The organism is Paenibacillus alvei DSM 29 (assembly GCF_000293805.1).
In the GTDB taxonomy this organism is placed as follows: domain Bacteria; phylum Bacillota; class Bacilli; order Paenibacillales; family Paenibacillaceae; genus Paenibacillus_B; species Paenibacillus_B alvei.
On record NZ_AMBZ01000008.1, the window covers coordinates 139,242 to 159,805 of the forward strand.

Annotated in this window: 17 protein-coding genes, 3 pseudogenes and 1 other annotated feature; of the genes and pseudogenes, 4 read left to right on the forward strand and 16 right to left on the reverse strand. The window is 43.1% G+C overall.

Features of this window, described 5'->3' with window-relative positions:
• Nucleotides 1-251 precede the first annotated feature (251 nt).
• The 16 genes and pseudogenes from mglC to PAV_RS34890 form a co-directional block, all read right to left on the reverse strand.
• A complete protein-coding gene (mglC, locus tag PAV_RS23325) occupies nucleotides 252-1,262 on the reverse strand; it encodes a galactose/methyl galactoside ABC transporter permease MglC (RefSeq protein ID WP_040736642.1) in 1,011 nt (336 codons plus the stop codon).
• Between the two features lie 25 nt (nucleotides 1,263-1,287).
• A pseudogene (locus tag PAV_RS23330) lies at nucleotides 1,288-2,798 on the reverse strand (sugar ABC transporter ATP-binding protein).
• A 93-nt stretch (nucleotides 2,799-2,891) separates the two neighbouring features.
• Nucleotides 2,892-3,920 (reverse strand): galactose ABC transporter substrate-binding protein, encoded by a 1,029-nt coding sequence (locus PAV_RS23335; RefSeq protein ID WP_005550321.1) that lies wholly within the window; start codon nucleotides 3,918-3,920, stop codon nucleotides 2,892-2,894.
• A gap of 136 nt (nucleotides 3,921-4,056) precedes the next feature.
• The gene (locus tag PAV_RS23340) at nucleotides 4,057-5,025 is read right to left on the reverse strand and encodes a substrate-binding domain-containing protein (protein ID WP_005550322.1); all 969 of its coding nucleotides are present in this window, start codon (nucleotides 5,023-5,025) and stop codon (nucleotides 4,057-4,059) included.
• The gene (locus PAV_RS23345; protein WP_005550323.1) at nucleotides 5,025-6,764 is read right to left on the reverse strand and encodes a cache domain-containing sensor histidine kinase; all 1,740 of its coding nucleotides are present in this window, start codon (nucleotides 6,762-6,764) and stop codon (nucleotides 5,025-5,027) included. Before PAV_RS23345 ends, PAV_RS23340 begins: the two co-directional genes overlap by 1 nt.
• Nucleotides 6,765-6,771: 7 nt before the next feature.
• Entirely contained in the window at nucleotides 6,772-8,373 is a 1,602-nt protein-coding gene (locus tag PAV_RS23350) for a response regulator (RefSeq protein ID WP_005550324.1), read from the reverse strand.
• A gap of 162 nt (nucleotides 8,374-8,535) precedes the next feature.
• Entirely contained in the window at nucleotides 8,536-9,042 is a 507-nt protein-coding gene (locus PAV_RS23355) for a DinB family protein (RefSeq protein WP_005550325.1), read from the reverse strand.
• A gap of 318 nt (nucleotides 9,043-9,360) precedes the next feature.
• The gene (locus tag PAV_RS23360; protein WP_005550327.1) at nucleotides 9,361-10,755 is read right to left on the reverse strand and encodes an MATE family efflux transporter; all 1,395 of its coding nucleotides are present in this window, start codon (nucleotides 10,753-10,755) and stop codon (nucleotides 9,361-9,363) included.
• 642 nt (nucleotides 10,756-11,397) lie between these two features.
• Entirely contained in the window at nucleotides 11,398-11,493 is a 96-nt protein-coding gene (comI, locus tag PAV_RS34885; protein WP_021255831.1) for a competence inhibitor ComI, read from the reverse strand.
• Between the two features lie 168 nt (nucleotides 11,494-11,661).
• Nucleotides 11,662-12,327 (reverse strand): DUF695 domain-containing protein, encoded by a 666-nt coding sequence (locus PAV_RS23365; RefSeq protein ID WP_005550328.1) that lies wholly within the window; start codon nucleotides 12,325-12,327, stop codon nucleotides 11,662-11,664.
• A 194-nt stretch (nucleotides 12,328-12,521) separates the two neighbouring features.
• Nucleotides 12,522-12,923: a hypothetical protein gene (locus tag PAV_RS23370; RefSeq protein WP_005550331.1), complete on the reverse strand. Its 402-nt coding sequence runs from the start codon at nucleotides 12,921-12,923 to the stop codon at nucleotides 12,522-12,524.
• A 124-nt stretch (nucleotides 12,924-13,047) separates the two neighbouring features.
• Complete coding sequence (locus PAV_RS23375) at nucleotides 13,048-13,533, reverse strand: serine hydrolase domain-containing protein (protein ID WP_193373012.1); 486 nt, start codon at nucleotides 13,531-13,533, stop codon at nucleotides 13,048-13,050.
• Nucleotides 13,534-14,468: 935 nt separating this feature from the next.
• A complete protein-coding gene (locus tag PAV_RS23380; protein ID WP_005550335.1) occupies nucleotides 14,469-15,644 on the reverse strand; it encodes an alanyl-tRNA editing protein in 1,176 nt (391 codons plus the stop codon).
• Between the two features lie 137 nt (nucleotides 15,645-15,781).
• A complete protein-coding gene (locus PAV_RS23385) occupies nucleotides 15,782-16,132 on the reverse strand; it encodes a hypothetical protein (protein ID WP_372515463.1) in 351 nt (116 codons plus the stop codon).
• Between the two features lie 38 nt (nucleotides 16,133-16,170).
• On the reverse strand, nucleotides 16,171-16,512 hold the full coding sequence (locus PAV_RS32705) for a hypothetical protein (RefSeq protein ID WP_238555905.1): 342 nt from the start codon (nucleotides 16,510-16,512) through the stop codon (nucleotides 16,171-16,173).
• Between the two features lie 5 nt (nucleotides 16,513-16,517).
• Nucleotides 16,518-16,670 (reverse strand): hypothetical protein, encoded by a 153-nt coding sequence (locus tag PAV_RS34890; RefSeq protein ID WP_005550338.1) that lies wholly within the window; start codon nucleotides 16,668-16,670, stop codon nucleotides 16,518-16,520.
• A gap of 323 nt (nucleotides 16,671-16,993) precedes the next feature.
• Nucleotides 16,994-17,218: a binding site (T-box leader), on the forward strand.
• A gap of 306 nt (nucleotides 17,219-17,524) precedes the next feature.
• Between PAV_RS34890 and PAV_RS23395 the strand changes: the two are divergent.
• The 4 genes and pseudogenes from PAV_RS23395 to PAV_RS23410 all read left to right on the forward strand — a co-directional run bounded on the left by PAV_RS23395 (nucleotide 17,525) and on the right by PAV_RS23410 (nucleotide 20,451).
• A pseudogene (locus PAV_RS23395) lies at nucleotides 17,525-18,863 on the forward strand (sodium-dependent transporter).
• Between the two features lie 147 nt (nucleotides 18,864-19,010).
• Nucleotides 19,011-19,507: pseudogene (locus PAV_RS23400) on the forward strand (MerR family transcriptional regulator).
• Between the two features lie 5 nt (nucleotides 19,508-19,512).
• Nucleotides 19,513-19,953: an SRPBCC family protein gene (locus PAV_RS23405; RefSeq protein WP_005550343.1), complete on the forward strand. Its 441-nt coding sequence runs from the start codon at nucleotides 19,513-19,515 to the stop codon at nucleotides 19,951-19,953.
• Nucleotides 19,954-19,983: 30 nt separating this feature from the next.
• The gene (locus PAV_RS23410) at nucleotides 19,984-20,451 is read left to right on the forward strand and encodes an SRPBCC family protein (protein WP_005550344.1); all 468 of its coding nucleotides are present in this window, start codon (nucleotides 19,984-19,986) and stop codon (nucleotides 20,449-20,451) included.
• Nucleotides 20,452-20,564: the final 113 nt, after the last annotated feature.

The window sequence follows — 20,564 nt, forward strand, 5'->3', positions numbered from 1 at the left end:
AAAAGGAGTTATCTTTTTCATGAATGACGCTACTAACAACAAGAGAAAGACCCACAAGGAACGAACAGATGATTGCACTAAGATTTAGTCGCTTCATGATTTGTCCTCCTTCAAATAAATGTAACCCATAATGGAACCAAGCAGCGTTCATGCCCCTCCCATTACTATACATTCCATCCCGCAAAAATTTCCACGAACTAACAAATACAATAACCCTCCCGTAAGGAAGGGTTTCAACCAAATCATTACCATTACTTCTTAGCTGCATATTTCCGCATATCGAAGGCAACAGCCGCTACGATGATCGAGCCTTTAATAATCAACTGCCAATACGGGCTTACGCCGATGAAGGTCAAACCGTAGTTAATGACCGTAAAAATCAGTACGCCGGTCACTACACCTGGAACGGTTCCGATGCCCCCAGTGGTCGATACGCCACCGACTACGCAAGCGGCAATCGCATCCAATTCGTACATATTCCCGTAATTATTTGTCGCTCCCCCGGTTCTTGCGGCTTCAAGAACCCCAGCTAGGCCATAAAGCGCACCGGCAATGGCATAGATATACACAAGGTTTTTTCCCACGTTAATGCCTGATACCCTTGCTGCCTGCTGATTCCCGCCTATTGCATACATGTTCTTGCCCAGTCTCGTTTGGTTGAAAACAATCCATACGATACACGCAACTGCGATTGCAATCACCACGATAATCGGAATGGATACGCCGCCAACCCCGATGCTTCCTGTTCCGAAATATTCTTTAAAATCTGGCCGCAACCCGCCGATCGGCTGCGAATGATTCGGAGCTGTGTCAAAGTATAAGGAGTTGACACCATACACGGCCACCATCGTACCTAATGTCGCTATGAATGGTGGCACCTTGAACTTAGCGACGATTACCCCGTTAATGAGTCCAAATATTAGGCCTACAACGACCGCTAATAGAATTGGTACGAATAACGGCAACTCCCCCAAATCGGGAAAAAACCTGCGCGCATAATCGGTTGTCTGCAGCATAGACGCAGACACGACTGCGGATAAACCAACAATCCTTCCCGCTGACAAGTCTGTACCGCCTGTAATGAGAACAAATGCAACGCCCAGTGCGATAATGACCCGTGTAGATGATTGATTCAGAATATCCCGGAGTGGATTTAATCCTAGAAATGACGGATCGTAAATCGCAATTCCGATAATCAAAACGGCTAGAACCATATAGATCACATTTTGGGACATAAAACTTTGAATTCGCTTCGCATTCATCGTAGATCTCACCTTTCTCTGCCGCTTAATGCTGTGCCGCAAGCCGCATGATTTCCTCTTCCGTCGCTTCCTTTCCATTCAAAATCCCGGTCAATCGCCCTTCGGACATGACCATAATGCGGTCTGACATCCCGATGAGCTCCGGCATTTCCGAAGAGATCATAATAATGCTTTTGCCCTGCAAGGCCAGTTCAGCAATGATCGAATAGATTTCATATTTAGCGCCGACATCGATACCGCGGGTAGGCTCATCCAGCAGTAATATATCCGGTTCCGTCAGGAGCCAGCGTGCAAACAGCACCTTTTGTTGGTTCCCGCCAGACAGGTTCATGATGAGTTCGCGCGTAGATGGTGTTTTGGTTCTTAATTTCTGCACCATCGCATCCACTTCCGCCTTCTTCTTTTTCCCGTCTAACAGAAAATAAGGCTTGCGATAGTGCTCCAAATTCGCGATTGCCGCATTCTCATGCACCGATAGTACCGGGAAAATGCCAGTCACGCGGCGCTCCTCGGTTAACAATGCCATACCATGTTTCTTCGCAATGACGGGAGAATCGATCCGTACCTCCTTGCCTTGAATCGAGATAGTTCCCGATTGGATGTCCCGGAGTCCGAATAAAGCTTCCATCAATTCGGTGCGCTGTGCGCCTACCAATCCGCCGATCCCAACAATTTCACCGCGGTGCAAGTCAAAACTCACATGCTTGAATGATTTTGCTAGAGGAGAGGTCAACCCTTGAACGCGCATTACGACCTCGCCGGGCACGTTGTTCCGTTCCGGGAAGCGGTTCGTCAGATCGCGCCCGACCATACGGGAAATAATCAAATCCGTTGTTAAGTCGCATGCCGGCCACGTCCCGATTTTTTTACCGTCTCTCATAATCGTTACTTCATCTGATATTTGAAGGATTTCTTCCATTTTGTGCGATATATAAATAATGGCGACGCCATTTTTTTCAACTCTCGAATGATTCGGAATAGCTGCTCAACCTCGACATCGGTAAGTGATGACGTTGGTTCATCCATTACGATAATGCGGGAATGGAAGGAAACTGCTTTGGCAATTTCGATGGATTGGATTTTGGAAACCGATAACGTATGAACCATCGTCTCGGGCTGCAAATCGATATCCAGCTGCCTGAATAAATCACGCGTATTCTGTGCCATACGCCTATGGTCGATGAATTGTAAAGGGCCAAGCCCTCTCGTCGGAAATCGTCCCAGCCAAATGTTTTCCATTACATTCCGGTAAGGCACAGGGTGAAGTTCCTGATGAATCATGGATATCCCGATATTCAATGCCGCTTTTGAATTCGGAATCAGCACAGATTCGCCATTCACCATAATCTCGCCTTCATCAGGGGCATACATCCCGAATAGACATTTCATCAATGTTGATTTGCCCGCTCCGTTTTCGCCCATTAATGCATGCACAGTTCCAGGACGCACTTGCAGCGTCACCTGATCCAACGCCTTAACTCCCGGAAATTCCTTGGAGATCTTGTTCATTTCGAGCACGAATTCATGCTGTCCCATCCCTTTCGCCCCCTAAGTCTCTTCGTAAAAAGAGGAGGGACGAATAGCGAATATTCCCCCTCCTTAATCTGAAGCCTATCGCAACGGTTCACATTACTTCGCGTCAGCCATATTGTCTTTCGTAATTTTCTTATAAGAAATCCAAATGTATTGATTATCTGTGATCTCATAACCTACATTATCCTTCGTAGGCTTCTCGCCTTTCGCGAGCACGCTAGCGAGATTGATCGCGGCTTTTCCTTGGTTTTTCGCGTCGTTAAGAACGGTTCCAAGCAATGTGCCTTCTTCCAATGCCTGCAGCGCAGGCGCTGTAGCATCGACACCTACCACAGGAATATATTTGTTATCCTTGTAATAGCCATTCGCCTTCAATGCCTCAATGGCCCCCAAGGCCATATCGTCATTATTTGCAAACACGGCCTCAATCTTATCGCCATGCGCAGCCAAGAATGCCGCCATCTTCTCTTGCCCTTTTACGCGATCCCACATACCTGTGTCTTCTTGCAGCTTCTCGACTTTAATCCCCGCATCTTCGATCGCTTGGATTGAGTACTTCGTACGGAGTTCAGCATCCTGATGACCAGGCTCCCCTTTTAACATGACATATTGCAATACGCCATCCTTGTTCTTATCCGCTTCTGGGTTCGACTTCCAGTAATCTGCAATGAGCTGACCGGACATCGTACCGGATTCCTCCGCTTTCGCGCCGACATAATAGACTTTATCCCATTTCTTCATATCTTCCGGCAATGGCTCGCGATTCAGGAATACGACCGGAATGTCTTTGGCCATCGCCTTATCGATAATGACACCCGCTGCCGTACGGTCAACAGGGTTAACGACCAAGGCTTTAACCCCTTTCGTAAGAAACAAATCCACTTTATCGTTTTGGGTCGGCTGTGAATTCTGACTGTCCACGATATCGGCTTGGGCAATGCCTTTGGCTGAATCCGCAATCGCATTCCGTACGCCCGTCATGAACGTATCATCGAACTTATAAATCGCAACACCTACTTGCGGTTCACTGCCGCCATCCCCGCCTGTACCTTTTCCGCTCGCACAACCGGTAATGACAGCAGCAAATAATGCGCTCGCCATAATCAAAGCTGTTGCTTTCCTCATTTGATCTAGACCTCCTCCAACATCATTCCTGAATGCCCTTCAAAAGAATACGCTTTCATTATGATGGATTCCCATGAGAAACGGTATCGAAAATCCTCCTGAGTTCTATCGAAATTCTCATCACCTTGCGCCTCATTTATTTCACGAATGGAATCAACAGCTTCTGGTTTTCTGGCCACAGCATATTATCCAAATCAATTAGCTTGATGCCCGTATCCATTCTTTCAGGCACATTCCGCCCCTCAATAATATCCACGGCATTCTTTACAGCGAGATACCCGTTATTAAACGGATTCTGCAGGATCAGCGCCTGAACAACTCCATCTTGCAATAATCCCATTGTCTCGGGCGGACTATCGAATGCGATCACCTTCACTTTTCCGCCTTTGCCGGATCGTTGAATCTCTCGCCCTACGCCGATTGAAGACTCTGCATTTAATGCGACAATCCCGTCCAGACTCGGATATTGTGCGAGCCATCTGCGTGTGATCTCCTCCGCATTTCGTTGATTGGACTGCGAATATTGAATATCTACAACACGAACATTCGGAAATCTCGCCACATAATCTTGAAACCCTTCCTCTCGTTGACTCGCGTTTTTGGCTGCTTGGACAAAATTCATGACTGCAATCTGCCCAGATTCATGAATCAATTCGATCATTCGCTTAGCGGCCAGTTGCCCTGTTTCATAATTGTTCGTACCGACATACGTCTTCACGCGTGCAGACCCCACCTCTGAATCGATGGATATGATCGGGATGTTGTGGTAGGCAATTCGATCGGTCACTTGTGCCAACCCCATATAATCGCTTGCCGCAAGAATTACGGCATCTGGACCGTTCTGTATAGATTGATTCACTAACTCGATCTGGCCTGAAATATCATCTTCATCATTCGGAGCCAGGAATTGAAGCTTCACATTGAATTCCTTAGCCGCAGCCTCAGCCCCGCTCCTCAGTGTATTCCAGTAATCGCCTTGATTCATTTTAACGATCAGATCAATGACGAACCTATTATCCGACATCACATCGGTTTGAATGGAACACGATGATAGGGAGAAAGAAAGTGACAAAATCGCGACTAAGAATAGATTCATTCGCTTCATCACTCGTCCTCTCTTTCATTCCGGACAATGGGAAGCCAGATTTTAACCATCGTGCCTTCTTCCAGCTCGCTCTCGAACTCCAGTCCGTAGCCTTGACCGTAGCATAGCTGAATTCGATCATGAACATTTTTCACGCCTACGCCTGAGCCCCTTTCGCTTCTTACCTTCTTCGTTAGTAGACCCTTCAAAATCTGTGGCGGCATGCCTAAGCCGTTATCCGTTACTTGCAACATCAATTTATCTTCTACAATAGCGGCTGTTATGGTGATCATTCCTTCCTCCTGCATCATCTCAATCCCATGCACGATCGCATTTTCGACGATTGGCTGCAAAATAAGCTTCATGGTCATGCAATCCAGCGCCTCATCTTGAATATCAATTGCATATTGAAACTTTCGCTTATAACGAATGGTCTGAATAATTAAGTAATGCCTTACATGCTCGATCTCTTCCTTCACGGTAATGATGTTCTTCCCTTTGCTCAGGCTAATCCGAAAAAATCGCGATAAGGACGTAATTGCGGTAACAGCCTCCCTTGTCTCTCCCCGCTCCGCAAGCCGAATGACCGAGTTCAAGGTGTTATATAAAAAATGTGGATTGATCTGTGCTTGCAGCACGTCAAGTTCACTCTTGCGCTTCGCCTCTTGCTCCACAATAATCTGATCCATCAGCTGCCGAATTTGCCGAAGCATCATGTTGAATCGGTTGGACAATTGATCCACTTCATAAATGCCAATCGTCGTAATCGGTACTGTAAAATCCCCTTTTCCAATACTTTTTGCTAATTTTGCCAGATTCTGAATGGGCTGTGAGATTCTCGCGGATACGATGATCGACACGAGCAGCACGAACAATATGACGATGACGAGAAACCACAAAATAAAAGTATTCAGTTCTGACTTGGCCGTTACGATCTCATCTCTGTAGGCGACGCCTACAACCTTCCAGCCGATCGGATTCACCGTTTTGATCGTAATCAACTTACTCTCGTCACTCGTGTTATCTTGAAAGCTACCGTACGCATAGGTAAGGACGCGTTCTAAGTTCTCATACTTTAATCCTGCATAGATCAATTGCTGCTGCGGATGATAGACGATATTGCCGATGGAATCGATGATGTAGATATATCCTCTCTTGCCGAAAGAAACTTGCTTACTCAATTCATTGATCGTCTTGAAGTTCATATCGATAACTAACACACCTTGATCAGGCTTACCTGCCCCCGCACGATAGGAAGCTTGCTTACTGATGGAGACAGCCCATTTATAAGTGGTTTTAAATAAATTCTGAATATGAGGTGATGAAAAAGATAACTGATCTGGACGCTCCATAGCAGATTCGAACCAGCTTTGCCGCTCTAATTGTGTATTGCTCCGCATGGGCAGTTCAGGGGTGTTGAATACTAGCTTTCCCTGCTTGGTAAACAAGGCGATCGAAATCAAATCTTCTCTTGTTTTCATAATGGTTTTCAGTTGCTCAATTAAAATGGGGTTCGTTACGGAAGAACTCTTACGAATCAGGTCTTGAACGACGTCGAAGATACTTGTCATGTTTTTCACATATATCTCCAGGTTATAGTTAACCTGTTCCACGACTTGCTGAATATTCAAGTCCGCATTTTTCTCCGCCGTATTAGAAAATTTGTTGTACAGCATAATGCTGACTATACACACCGCTGCCACGGTAATGAATATAAACGTTTTTGCAATAATAAACTGAATGCTCTTGGTGTTTACCATAATGCCTTCACCCTCGATCCCGATTGCGGTATTCCTTGGGCGACAATCCGAAGCGTTTGCGAAAGCAGAAGCTGAAATAATTCGGATCTGCATATCCTACCTTTTCGCCAATCTCAAATGCTTTGAGATCCGTCGACCGCAGCAGTTCCTTCGCCGCTTCCATTCTTAGCTCCAGCAGGTAACTTACGAAAGTAGTTTTGGCTTCCTTTTTAAAAATATGGCTGAAGTATCCTGTGCTGATGTGCAAATGCCTGCATACCGTATGAATCGAAATATTCGGATCCGCATAATGTAGTTTCATATACGCTTTTGCCTCATCCACCAGTTTCCTGTAGCCAGTCTGCCGCTCGACGGCGATGCAATTCATGATTTTCAGGCATCGTTGCAGCATCCAGTTCTTTGCCTCTGACGCATTATTGCAATGATAGATTTCCATCAAAGGTTGTACGGCACTCCCGAGAACTTTCTCGTAGTTCACGTCCATATCTTTCGCCACTTTCATCATGGCTGTCCACATTTCGATCCAATAGATTTGGAAGTCTTGCAGCGACACCTCCTTGGATGATTCCACGATAGCAAATAGCTCGTCTATCATCGATTGCGCTTCTTCTATCGTCCCTACCTTCATACAGCGGATTAAGGCCTGCTCCTGCATGTCGTCGAATACGAGCGGATTCACCCGCTTCGCCTCTACGTCTTCAATCCAGATGACGCGATGATTTCCATGAATCAATCGATAATGCAGTGCTTGTACCGCTTCCTGATAAGAAGAGGCCAACTCGGACATATCGTTCACGACAGTTCCCACACCAATCGTTACCGTTATTTTGAGAAATCGATGGACACTCTGAAGAATTTCTTCTACGAGCCCGATCGTCTCCCGACTCATTCTTTCTTCCTCTTGACTTATACTCATCGTTAACACAACGACATGATCATGGTGAATAAATACCCGTCCCGGCATATGCTTCAACATGAGCTCTTCGGCAATGTTACATACGGCGAATTGCAATAAATACCGGTTCTTCTCTTCTTTGTTATGATCCATTTGAATTGCAGAGACCAAGTAAGCGGAACCCGATAAATCCATCTCATAGCGCGCGCATTTCTCTTGAATGTCCTCCAAAAAGCACTTGCCTGTAAGGAGAGAAGATAGAAAGACATGCTGCAATACGGGCAAGCTCTTCCTATAATGATCCTGTAAGGTTCGTAGATTGTTCTTCTCCGCAACCTCCTGATCCATCTGCTGCTTGACCTTCACCAATGCGGCTTGCAAATCCAAAGCGGAAAATGGCTTGAGCACGTATTCATCAATTTGGAGCTTGATCGCCTTCTGCGCATATTCAAATTCATCGTAGCCCGTCAGGATTATGATTCTGATCGATGGATCATGGCTGCGAATCCATTCCGCCAACTGCAATCCATTCATGAAAGGCATATGAATATCGGTCACCACAATATCCGGTTGCAATCTTTCAATGTACTCCATTGCCTCTTGACCATTCTCTGCCGTCTCCACGACCGAAAACCCTAATGACTCCCAATCAATTTCATGCAGCACACCTTCTCGTACGTCTTCTTCATCATCAACGAGTATTAATTTGTACATGGGCATCCTCCTTTTTCAATAAAATATTAAAAAAGCCGGCAATCGAATGCAAGCGTAAAGTTGCTTTCAATTACCGGCTGTTGCTCGTATGAAATTCGCTAGTGAAATGACTTCACCTGTATATTTCGGAATGAAATGACCGCATCTTCCGCATGCCAGTCTTTATCTAACCCCATTTATAATATCTTGAATTTGTTGAATGTGCCTTTCTTCATGTACGTACGTCGATTTCACCCAATCAATCAGTAACATCTCTTTAAAAGCAGGGTGAACAAAATGTCTTCTACTCAGTATCGATGGATCCACTATCGCGTTTAGCATCTCAACAAACTGTTGTCTAGAACTGTTTAGCTTTGCAATGATGTCTTCATATTCGAAACGTTCATCCGTTGGCTTTACAATGTCCGGGGCCGCTAGCTTTATTTTTCTGTCCAGCAGCGAATCGATTGATTTGTGTTCTACGGATGATTCTTCTGTGCTCTGCAACCCCCGCTTAATGGCAACGACATATATTTCTTCTACCTTGGCAAGGTGTTGACATATCTGACCGATAGTCCAACTATCTTCGTCTTTTCGTTCATTCAATTGGTCTTCCGTTAATCCTTTCAGAATTCCAAGCAGTTTGTCTCTTGTTTCCTTTAAGTTCTGCTTGATTTCTTGCAGTTCCATAGAAACCTCCCTTTCATAAATGTTGTGATGAAACGGTTAGAACGCATTGCGAAGTGGTAGTCAGATGGGTGTAAGATTGCATTATAGATGGGATGCGCGATGCGGATAAACGTAACTGCTGTTGTGACTGGGCTGTTACTATCATATGTAAATATATTTCATTTAGAATATTCCACAAAACGCCCCCCTGTTCCTGCCTCTCCGGAAGCCGTCCAGTGTACGAGAGCAATAAAAAAAGACAGCGTAACTCCTCTTCTTACTAGGAATTCGCTGTCTTTTCTCTATGTTCGAGAGCTAACGTAATGGCTCTTGAAACTCTCAAATCAACTTCCGGCTATACCACTTCTCCCCGCGGAAACGCCAGAGGAAGACGGAGCCGCGGATCCCCCACTCCGTCACCATTGCGATCCATACCCCCATAATACCAAGGCCTAGCGGTATCCCGAGTACATAGCCCAGAATGACACGGAACAACCACATCGAGAGCATAGCGGTAATCGAAGTAAAGTTGGAATCGCCCGCTGCTCGAAGAGCCGATGGCATAATAAAGCTGATCGACCATAAGAATGGTTGGGTAATCGCAATCAGCACCGTAAGTGTAAAGATCTCCGGAATGATCTCTGCGGGAGGAGAGAACAATTTCACGATCCAAGGGAATAAAGGCATGAGAATCACTGCCGCAATAACGAATATGATGGAGGACAGCCACAGAAATGACTTGATAAACTTCCTCGCATCCTCAATGTTGCGTCGTCCGATGCATTGGCCTACGACCGTGACGATCGCGATGCTCAAGGCATTCGCTCCAATCTGGAACACAAGCGATATGGAGCCGCTTATGGCATTGACCGTGATCGCAAGCGTACCGAGCTGAACGATAAACGTCTGCGTCAACAGTTTCCCGCCGTTAAAGAACATCTGCTCCGCTGCAAATGGAATGCCGATAATCATAATTTTTTTCAAAATTGAAAAATCCAGCTTCAGTGCATTCTGAATTCGGAACTGCAATGTCTGATTGATCTTCAACAAATAAAGTAACGATATCGCCATCCCCAGCACACGAGCCGTAAGCATAGAAATGATCAATCCGACTACGCCCATATCGAATACCGTAATGAACAATATATTCAGAAACAGGTAGGTCAAGTTCATAATGAACGATAGACCCAAACAGGCCTTCGTCTCTGCCACGCCGCGCAACGCCCCCGTCACAGCTTGGAAAATCGCAATGAACGGGTACGTGAGGCAGCTCCCGATCAAAAAAATCCTTGCGTTATCCAATACATCCGCTTCCGCACGACCGAACAATAAGTCTAGTGTGGGGTTATGAAAAATAATAACGACCGCGCTGATCAAAATCGACAGCAGCGCAACTGCCGATATGGCTTGAGCAGCTGACTTCGAAACCATATCTGCATTGCCTCGGCCTTTATACTGTGCTACGATGACGGTTCCCCCCGTCGCCACAGCTACAAACACGTTGACCAAGAAGATGTTCAACGAGTCCACCATGCTGACCGCACTAACCGCCGCTACTCCCGAGGAGCTGATCATGGCCGTATTCAGCAGGCTCATCAAAATAATAAAAGCTTGATCCACAAATATCGGAATAATAATCGCGATAATTTGCTTATAATCAAGCGTTTCTCCTGTGAAATATTTATTCAACAGGAAGGTCGTTCTTCTCTTTATACTGGGAACAATTGTACTCACCGTATCATCTCTTCTTCGTGTATTGTGCCAAGGATCCCCTTGACCTTACATAGTGACGCACTATTATACCACTCTTTTGAGAAGATGAAAGTGAGCTTTGCTGCCTTATTCACGCATATTTCGTGGTTTTCGAGCAGAGTACTTGCTTTTGCAGTCATTTTATGTACATATGGCAGAGATACGGCTTCATACTCGCCTACACATCATGTCCAATCATAAACATACTTTACGGTTGAGTTCGAGATTACTCCTACAGAAAGTTCCTTTATACTGTCCCAGTGAGTTCTAATTGCCAGTCGCCAGTCATAGTATCATTGTTTCTCGTATCGTGTTTTACTATTTCGCTTTTAGAAAAGTATCTAATCGTTTTCCCATTTTCAATTGTATACTCAATTTCATTTTTTGTACTACTACCGATATAACCGTCGCATCTTAAACCCAAGAGGCTTTATGGAGAAAAAGGATCTTTTGTTCTATTTCAACAATTCAGACCTTTGATACATCTTTTCGATTATGGTACTATATATGTAATAAAGACCAAGTGCTGCGAACACTTGGTCAATACAATTGGCTTGGATGGGTAATCCCTTCTTAGTCAATACGGAGTTAACCCACCTTTGGCTGCAACCTTGGGGTGGGTTATTACTTTCTCTTGTTGTTATGATTAATGTATGTTAAAAGAGCAAGAATGAACGTTCCAAAAAGGAGCATGATCGTTATTGCATCTTTTACTTCCATGGCTTCACCCCCTTTCGAAGGGAAACCATGCCCACCCAAGATTCAATTGTAGTTATATTTTACCTTTATTCACACTTGCGTACAAGTGTTCTTATCTTGTTTTTTGAATATGGTACTATAAAAATATTGTTTCAATTTGAGCCTGGCGAAGGGGTCTCTCCCCCTAATCTACTTAACTACTGTAGTTCCCCATCCATCATATTCATCATTACATTCTCCTGCTATATCAACAAGAATATCCGTAACTTCATTTATCAAATGGAAGTCGACGTAATCAGAACGATAGATATGAGAATAAATTTTATCGTCATTAGGAGCATCTAATTCGATTTCGAATCCTAAAAGTTTAACCTTAGCATCGAAATTTTCTTTATCTTCAATAGATTGAAAATAGACCCAGTGATCTACTTTTCTCACATCTTCAAACGTATCCCCTGACTCTCGTAACTGCTCGACAACTCTTCGATTCCCCATATGTTGAATTTGATACTTGTTAGGGTAAAGGTACTCAAAATAAAAATCCCAAGGATTTTCCTCTTCAAGATGAAGAACCTCTGTCTCATATCCATGTTCCAAGAAATACGTCTCTGCTGCTTTTTCTAGCTCGTAAGGTTTAGAAAAATAATAAAATACATCCCGTATCCCATCAGTAGTCACCCTGCCAACATGGAATCCAAAACCTGCACTTTCATCATTGATTTTGTCTTCTAGGTCGTTGATTAATTTAGCCTCTTCATTAATTGGAGTACCGCTTTCTCCAGGGTTCTTGATTCGTATTCTTAAAACCATCGGATGTGGATACTCAGATTTCTCAATTTCCTTCCAGATATCCATATCCTATACAACTGATGCAAATTTCAAATTTACCTTCAATCTCACAAAAATAAATATCCCAAGGATCAGACATATCGATCTATACCTCCTAGGAAATTTCATCTTCTTTATACTATTTGCGGATCAAGCGCTTAGCCAAACATATATTTCGACAAAACCTTACTCAATCTTTCGTGTAACGTTGCTTCCTGCTTTTATTTCTTTAATCTTAATTCAAATTCTTGACATGCGATAACGAAAACGTCGTCATATGTATATATTACATATTGCTTCAGCTCTAGACCTCTTGCATTCTTTATATCTCTAAGTATTTTTGTATTACCTATTTCCACGAAGCTACTACTTTCATGGTAGGAATGATCAAACATCTGTAAACTTACATCTAACTCAACCATATTAAAATAATAAACTTTCTTGAATAACAATTCATATCCAATAAACTCATCATCATCTGCTTCTGTACATAATCCTCCGCTTATCTCGCCAATTAACGTAACTTCATTCTTTTGATAATTGAATTGAATATCATCTAAGAAGATCGCGTCTCTTCCATGAATTTCACCCAGTTCGGTTTTTATCGCTTTGATTTTTTCCATCTCTTTCATCCCTTTCTAGCCCGATGCGTAGATCGTTGTTAAGTGATGTTCATCTCTTCCAGAGTTCTCGATCATAAAAGTCTAAGCTGAGAGACCTTCCGACGTCCTTATAAAATCTTTACTTTCATAATTCTTTATAGATTACTTCATCTATTTTACTTGCTATCATACCAGCACCCTTATTAATATTTCCGATAATATGTGCTTGTAAATTGCTTTTTGGATATACGGATGACTGCATAATTACTCCCGGGTCACTACCCATTACAAAGTATTTAAAAATGGTGTTATCAAACACTAACATCCAAACACCATATCCGTAATACGTCTGGTCATTGTCCTTGATATGTGGAGTCAACAAAATAGTCGTGTATTCTTTAGACAACAATTGATGATCAAACAATGCATCCCAAAACCTACCTAAATCATGAACTGTCGTAAATGCTCCCCCATCAGGTCCACCTTTGATTGGAACTGAATAAATATTACTTTTCCAAGTTTTACCATAATTATCTATATACCCGATACGTAGACTTTTATATGTGTATTCTCCAATGATATACACCTTCTTTATATTTGTTAATAAAGTAATCGCATGAATTTCCGACAACGTCTTTTTTTGCGAAGTTCGCAAATACGTTATATAAGGTTATATTTATGAACTTCGCGAATACCTGCAAATTCACGAGATTGTTCGAAACCTCCCTGCCGCCTCGAGAATGAGTAGTCTTTTACATCTCTTTTTCTTACTCCCCTATATCACTTATTATCCGATCGAACGGACTCATGATGCGGCCGGATAAGATCATTGCTGTATACTCACTCTCCCCTAAGTATACCGACAGTGTGTAATATTGGAAATATCATCTTATATACAAAGAGAGACACCTCCTCCGCCTGTAGGCAGATTACAGTGTCTCTGAAAAGAACGATGAATATCCTTTTTATAGTTCGGTAATCCTCCAATGGTACATTTTGTTCTCCTGACTGGTTGTTATCTATGAATAGGTTATTCGTAGCCTGTTCCCACGATTAATCTCAATATAACCCCCATAAAAAACCCAATAGAACTACAATAATAATATGGAATAGTGGAAGGAATAATCTCCACTTGTTCACATGTGCGTTTCTACTGATTCTATAATGATTAATCGCATATAAGTACGACAGAGGATACGCACTTGACATGGATATAAAAAGAAACACAATTGTGATCAAGAATACACTTTCGTTTCCAGTCCGATGTGCAGCAAGCGCCATTAGGTTCGCGAGTAATACAAAGGGATAAATAAGTAGAGGTAGACCCTCTAGGACGAATAATAAATAAACAAGCGGTTTTCGTATCGATTGCACGTTATACTCCCTTACCTTATTAGGGTATTATAATAAAAGTAAAGTGCGCTAACACTTGGCCTTTCCAATTTAAAACGAATGATCGGACAACGTAATCTTTCTGAGATGACAGTCCACCTGCAGTTTGTTCCATGAATTACATCACGAATTTACCAATCATTCAATCCTACTCTTATGAAGAGATCAAAAAAGCTATTTTCCTTGTAAGGACTGTGCTGCAAATTGATAAAATGCCTCGGCATCCTCTCGAGTGGCAAATCCGGCCTGTGCCATCTTATCGCTGCCTCCACCCTTCCCCCGATAATCGGCCAAATGCTGTTTGAAGAAGGTGCCACAGGCGAGACCATCCGCTCCTCCTCGGGCGAGCAGTACCTTATGATCCGAGTTGGACACGAAGAGCACGATAACGTCAGCTTGCTCAGTGAGCTTAGCAGCCAAGTTCTGCATGTCCTTCAGCGACTTATCTGTGAATACTTGCTTAACCAAGCTTCCCTGGCGGTTTGCCAACAGCTTCTCAGCCAGATAATCATCAATCTTAGCCTTCACCGCATTCAATTCAGCTTGCAGTTGCTTCTGCTCCTGATCCCATTTCTCAATCCGATCCAGGATCTCTTCGTTTCCCGTATTGAATCGGGTCGCTAGACTGCCGAGAATCTCCACACTGGCATTAAATTCGTTCAACGCACGGTATCCGCACTTAAAATAGATACGCATATGCCCCTTCTGCTTCTCAGCTCTCAGCAGCTTGATCATTCCAATCTCACCTGTTGCTGAGACGTGTGTGCCACCACAAGCGTTATACTCGATACCTTCGATCTCAACGATTCGAATATCGTCGGTTACCTTCGGCTGCTTCACGAGTGGCAGCTCGGCAGCTTGCTCCTGAGTCACAAAATAATTAGTAACCTTGCGATTCAGGTAAATCTGATCATTTACCTCCAACTCCAGCATCATAAGCTGATCCTTCGGCAAGTCAGTTCGAGCAACATCAATCGTCGCATAATCCTCACCTAGGTGGAAGCTGAGCGTCTCTGCCTGGCATGCCTCCAGACACATCGCTGACAGCAGATGCTGGCCGCTATGTTGCTGCATATGGTCGAACCTTCTATCCCAATGCAAGCGGCAGTCAACCTCTTCCTGCTCTGGAGAACTCTCGACTTTGTGAAGAATTTCCCCTTCTTCGAGAACGACATCAAGAACCGGAATTTTATTGATCCACCCTAGATCACAGGGCTGTCCCCCGCCGTGTGGATAAAAGGCTGTTTCATTCAATACTAGATAGGTTCCATCCTCCCGCTCCACTCTGCGAGTGATTTGTGTCTTCCACTCCCGGATATAGGCGGATTCATAATATAGCTTCTTCGTCATCTTCATGCCCTCACTATTCCTAGATTATATTTACTATTAAAAAGTTCTGTATTCCTTCAAAAGGATACTCCGTGTTTTTTATGTTCAAGTTGGCTTCATGATCAGTTTTTTCTTCGAGTTGCGCAAAAATGATCTGATTACACTTTTTGTAGTTCTTCCATCCATTCTTCAAGCGCCACTTTTATTAAAAAACGATCTTTTGAAGAGATGCTTTTCATTTCATTCCATTTACCATCCACAAGTTGCAAATGGTAATGACCATTTATATCTGAATCTGGGTACCAGCCTAGATCAAAGAGTAATGTGTCTTCACTTTCAGGAATGTACCATTTTCCATTATGAATTTTTAGTTTAACTATTTGTAATAAATCTTCTGTGAAGAACCTCCAGTTTTCAATAAGGTAATCATTACCCTCACTCAGGACAGGATCTATATCATAGAATTTGTTATAGGTTACGGCATAACCTGCTGGCACCTTAAGTTGCATTAGATTCAATCTATCTCATCCTCTCATACATCATTTGGTCATTTCATTTGTTTTGAGAAAAAATCATCTATGCGTTTCCGAGATTTTTCCGGTGGAATCAGTTGAACCACATCTCCATTTTCATCACAGGTGAAAACTCCTTTGAACGCTTCCGGCATAGCATCGTATTGTTGTTCCAATTGATCATTAAAAGCCTTGAAGCATTCATAATTGTATTGTTTTAGTAAGTACGGCATCAAAAAAGCAGAACGCAATATTTCATACTCCTGGTAATTATATGGTGTGCTTTCTGGACGCTTTTTTAGAAGCTCCAGTAATTTTTTCATTAGGACAGCAACTTCATTCTGGTCGGCAAATGCCGCATAACCTCTTACTGCCATTAGCTTCATATCAAGATAGCGTTCTTTTTAAATGCTTTAAGGAAAAAATCCTTCCCATCGGGAGGAAGATTAAAAATGAATTGCTTTAAAATCGCATTGCGCTTGGCTATATCTTTCATGGATACGTATTGGTCCATTAGCTCATTTGCATCGTCCATAATGTAATCCCCCTAAAAAAGCAATAATGTGCGCTCGGCCTGTCGGGTTTAGTCATAAGTAATCCTACAATAAAAATCATTTATGGTGTTTGAAACCCCAAGAATGGAGAAGTCACCTTGTATATTCTACAAGAAAGTTTGTTTACCTTCGAGGGACTGCTAACTTATGACCTGAGAGTTTGTAGGTTTCTATTTTTTGAAGCCAACACGGAATTATGCAAATTGCTCAATTGCTCAATAAAGTATAAACATAAAAATCAAAAAATTAGTTGACACTATTTTTAATGCATGATAAAAATGTTAATATCAATTCGGAAAATAATATTTGGGCAATGAAGGGATAAAGTAGTGAAAATCTCCCTATATCAGAGAGCTGATGGTTGGTGTGAATCAGTATATAGATTATTCATGAAGTTCGTCCTGGAGCATCTTTCATAAATCTCACGTTGTGAGGAAATGAAAGACGGTAGTGAATACCGTTATCAAATAAAGTGGTGAAGAATTTTTTTCACAACTAGGGTGGTACCGCGATATATATCGTCCCTACGTATTTACGTAGGGACGTTTTTTATTTAGGTCTTACTCTTGTTGTATCTTCACAACTAGGGTGGTACCGCGATATATATCGTCCCTACGTATTTGCGTAGGGACGTTTTTATTTAGGTCTTACTCTTGTTGTATCTTCACAACTAGGGTGGTACCGCGATATTTCATCGTCCCTACGTATTTGCGTAGGGACGTTTTTGATTTGAAAGGAAGTGGTTGTATGAGAAAGTATCTACGATAGAACAATATGAATAAAGACCGAATCGTAATAGACAAAGAAATAGAAGAAGCAGAGAGGAGATAGAGAGATGGATTCACAGCAATGGACATCGAAATTAGGTTTCATTTTAGCTGCAGCAGGTTCAGCAATAGGGCTTGGCGCGATTTGGAAGTTCCCGTATATGGCCGGTATTGGAGGCGGCGGTGCGTTCTTTCTTATTTTCATCTGTTTTACTTTATTAATAGGTTTACCGTTATTATTGGCGGAATTTGTAATTGGAAGAAGTGCACAAAAAGAGGCTGTCGAGGCATATAGAGATATTGCTCCTAAGACGCTATGGCCGTGGGTCGGTAAATTAGGGATTGTAACCTGCTTCATATTGCTTTCATTCTACAGTGTTGTAGGAGGATGGATTCTATTATATTTGTGGAACGCAATTACAGGCAGACTATGGGAAGGAAATGGCGCGTACGAAGCAACTTTTGGTGAAATCATTTCCAATCCATATTTGGCGGTTGGAGCACAGCTATTATTTATTCTTATTACTATTTTCATCGTAAGTAAAGGTGTACAAAACGGTGTTGAAAAAGTAAATAAATATTTTATGCCCGCACTATTTGTTTTATTCTTTGTATTAATTGTTCGAGCACTTACATTAGATGGTGCTGGAGAAGGAGTTCGTTTCTTCTTACAACCAGATTTCTCACATGTAACATCTGAAATTGTGTTATATGCGATGGGGCAATCATTCTTCTCATTATCTGTCGGTGTAGGAGTCATGGTAACGTATAGCTCATACTTACCGAAAGAAGAAAGTTTACCGCGCTCCGCATTTTCTATCGTCGGTTTAACGCTTGTGATTACATTGCTTGCTGGACTTGCTATTTTCCCAGTTGTATTCGCATTTGGAATGGAACCATCTCAAGGGCCAGGTCTATTATTTATTGTATTGCCAGCGATTTTCAGTAAAATGGCATTCGGAAAGCTATTCTTCATTATTTTCCTGTTACTATTTTTCTTTGCAACGATAACATCCGCAATTTCGATGTTGGAAATTAGCGTTGCCTCTTTAACAAAAAAGGGAGCGGAAAACGCGAAAAAACAGCACTGATTGTTGGATTACTAATCTTTGTTGTAGGGATTCCATCGGCGCTATCATATGGCGTTTTAAGCGATGTGAAATTGTTTGGCAAAACCGTCTTTGATTTAGCAGACTTTACAGTAAGTAATGTTCTTATGCCACTCGGTGTATTATTAGTTGCGATCTTCGTACCGTTAAAAATGAAGAAAGATGTATTAATGAGAGAATTGGAAGTAAGTAAAAAAATAAAGGATATAAATTATTTGTATTATGGTTATTCTTACTTCGCTATATAGCACCAATTGCAATTATGATCGTATTTTTAAATGTAATTGGAGTGATTTAGGAATACTAAAGGCCCTAGCATAACGTTATGTTAGGGCCTTTTCGTTATATTTTTCCGTTACAAGAGATAACACTTGCACCTGACGTAACGTCATGTTTTATAGTATAGGTGCCGGCAAATAGATGCGCAGCACAAAAAGAGGTGATTATGAAGCAGCTTTGGAAAGTCGGAGATCTTGCTAAGCTCACAGGACTCACATTACGAACATTGAGATTTTACGACCAGATTGGCCTGTTTTCTCCTTCGGCGCATTCCGATTCGGGGCACAGGCTGTATAACCAGGCCGACCTATCGAGACTGCAGCAAATTTTGTCCTTAAAAGAGCTAGGCTTATCGCTTGAGGAGATTAAGTCCGTAGTAACCGGCGGCCATTTTAGTCCGCTGCAAATTGTGTCGCTGCAAATCGCCCGTCTAAAAGAAACGATCCAGATGCAACAAAAGCTTTTGGCCGGATTGGAATCCGTGTCCGAACTCATGCTTTTGAAACAACCAGTGACGGTTGAAGATTTTACAAAATTATTAGAAATGATGAAAAAGAGCCAAGAAAAGTAATCCTCGAACGTTGGATGAATTGGGAGCATCGCCTGGATCAGCTGGGCGACCTCCTCGACAAGGATGCCGACGAATCGAATCAAGGGAGCTGAAAATCATGAACGAACGATCTGCCATTCATCACACTTTCGTCGTCGAACGCGTGTATAGAGCTTTGCCAGCAAAGGTTTTTGCCTACTGGGCGAACCCTCGCATGAAGGAGCAATGGTTTTCGAAAGCAGATGAGTTTGACTTCCGTGTCGGCGGTGGCGAACGCAGTCAAGGCGGGCCTCCCGGCGGAGCGGTATTTACCTTCGATGCCCAGTACCACGACATTGTGCCGGACGAGCGGATCGTGTATACCTATACTTTGGACATGGATGAGACGCGAATTTCCATTTCCGCAACGACCGTCGAGTTCAAGGCGGAGGGTGAAGGAACAAAGTTGATTTTCACCGAGCAAGGCGTCTTCCTGGACGGCCACGATTCGCCGGCTCAGCGCGAGCACGGCACCAAGGAGATGCTGGACAAGTTGGGTGTGCAGTTGGAGATCGACTAGCCTACTTTAACATGCGAGGGAGGAACGGGCATGACGGAAAACCGTGCAGCAAACAGCGAATTCAGCAGAGCGGAAGAAAACGAATTGGTAACAACGAGGGTGATGAATGCTTCTCCAGCTCTCGTTTACGAAGCCTGGACAAAACCCGAGCATTTGGCACAGTGGTGGGGTCCGAATGGGTTTACGAACACTTTTCATAAATTTGATTTACGGCCGGGAGGGATATGGGAGTTTGTGATGCACGGACCGAACGGAGTCGATTATCCCAATAAAAACGAATTTATCGAAATCGGGCCAGAACGGATCGTGCTGCGAACATGTAAACCCCATTTTCAACTTACGGCAACCTTCGAGGATCTTGACGGCACAACCAGATTAACTTGGCGCCAGCTTTTCAAAGACGAAGCCGAATTCAACGCCTTCAAGAAAATCGCAGCTCCAGCCAACGAGGAAAATCTTGACCGGCTCGAAGCACATTTGCAGAAGATGTCCATCTGAGAGCCTGATTACCTGTTCCGATAGACTCCTGCCGGCCGAGAGGCCGGTTTTTTCAGTACAAATAAAGACCCAGCATCTAACAATCCTATCACTACCCTACAACAAAACCAACC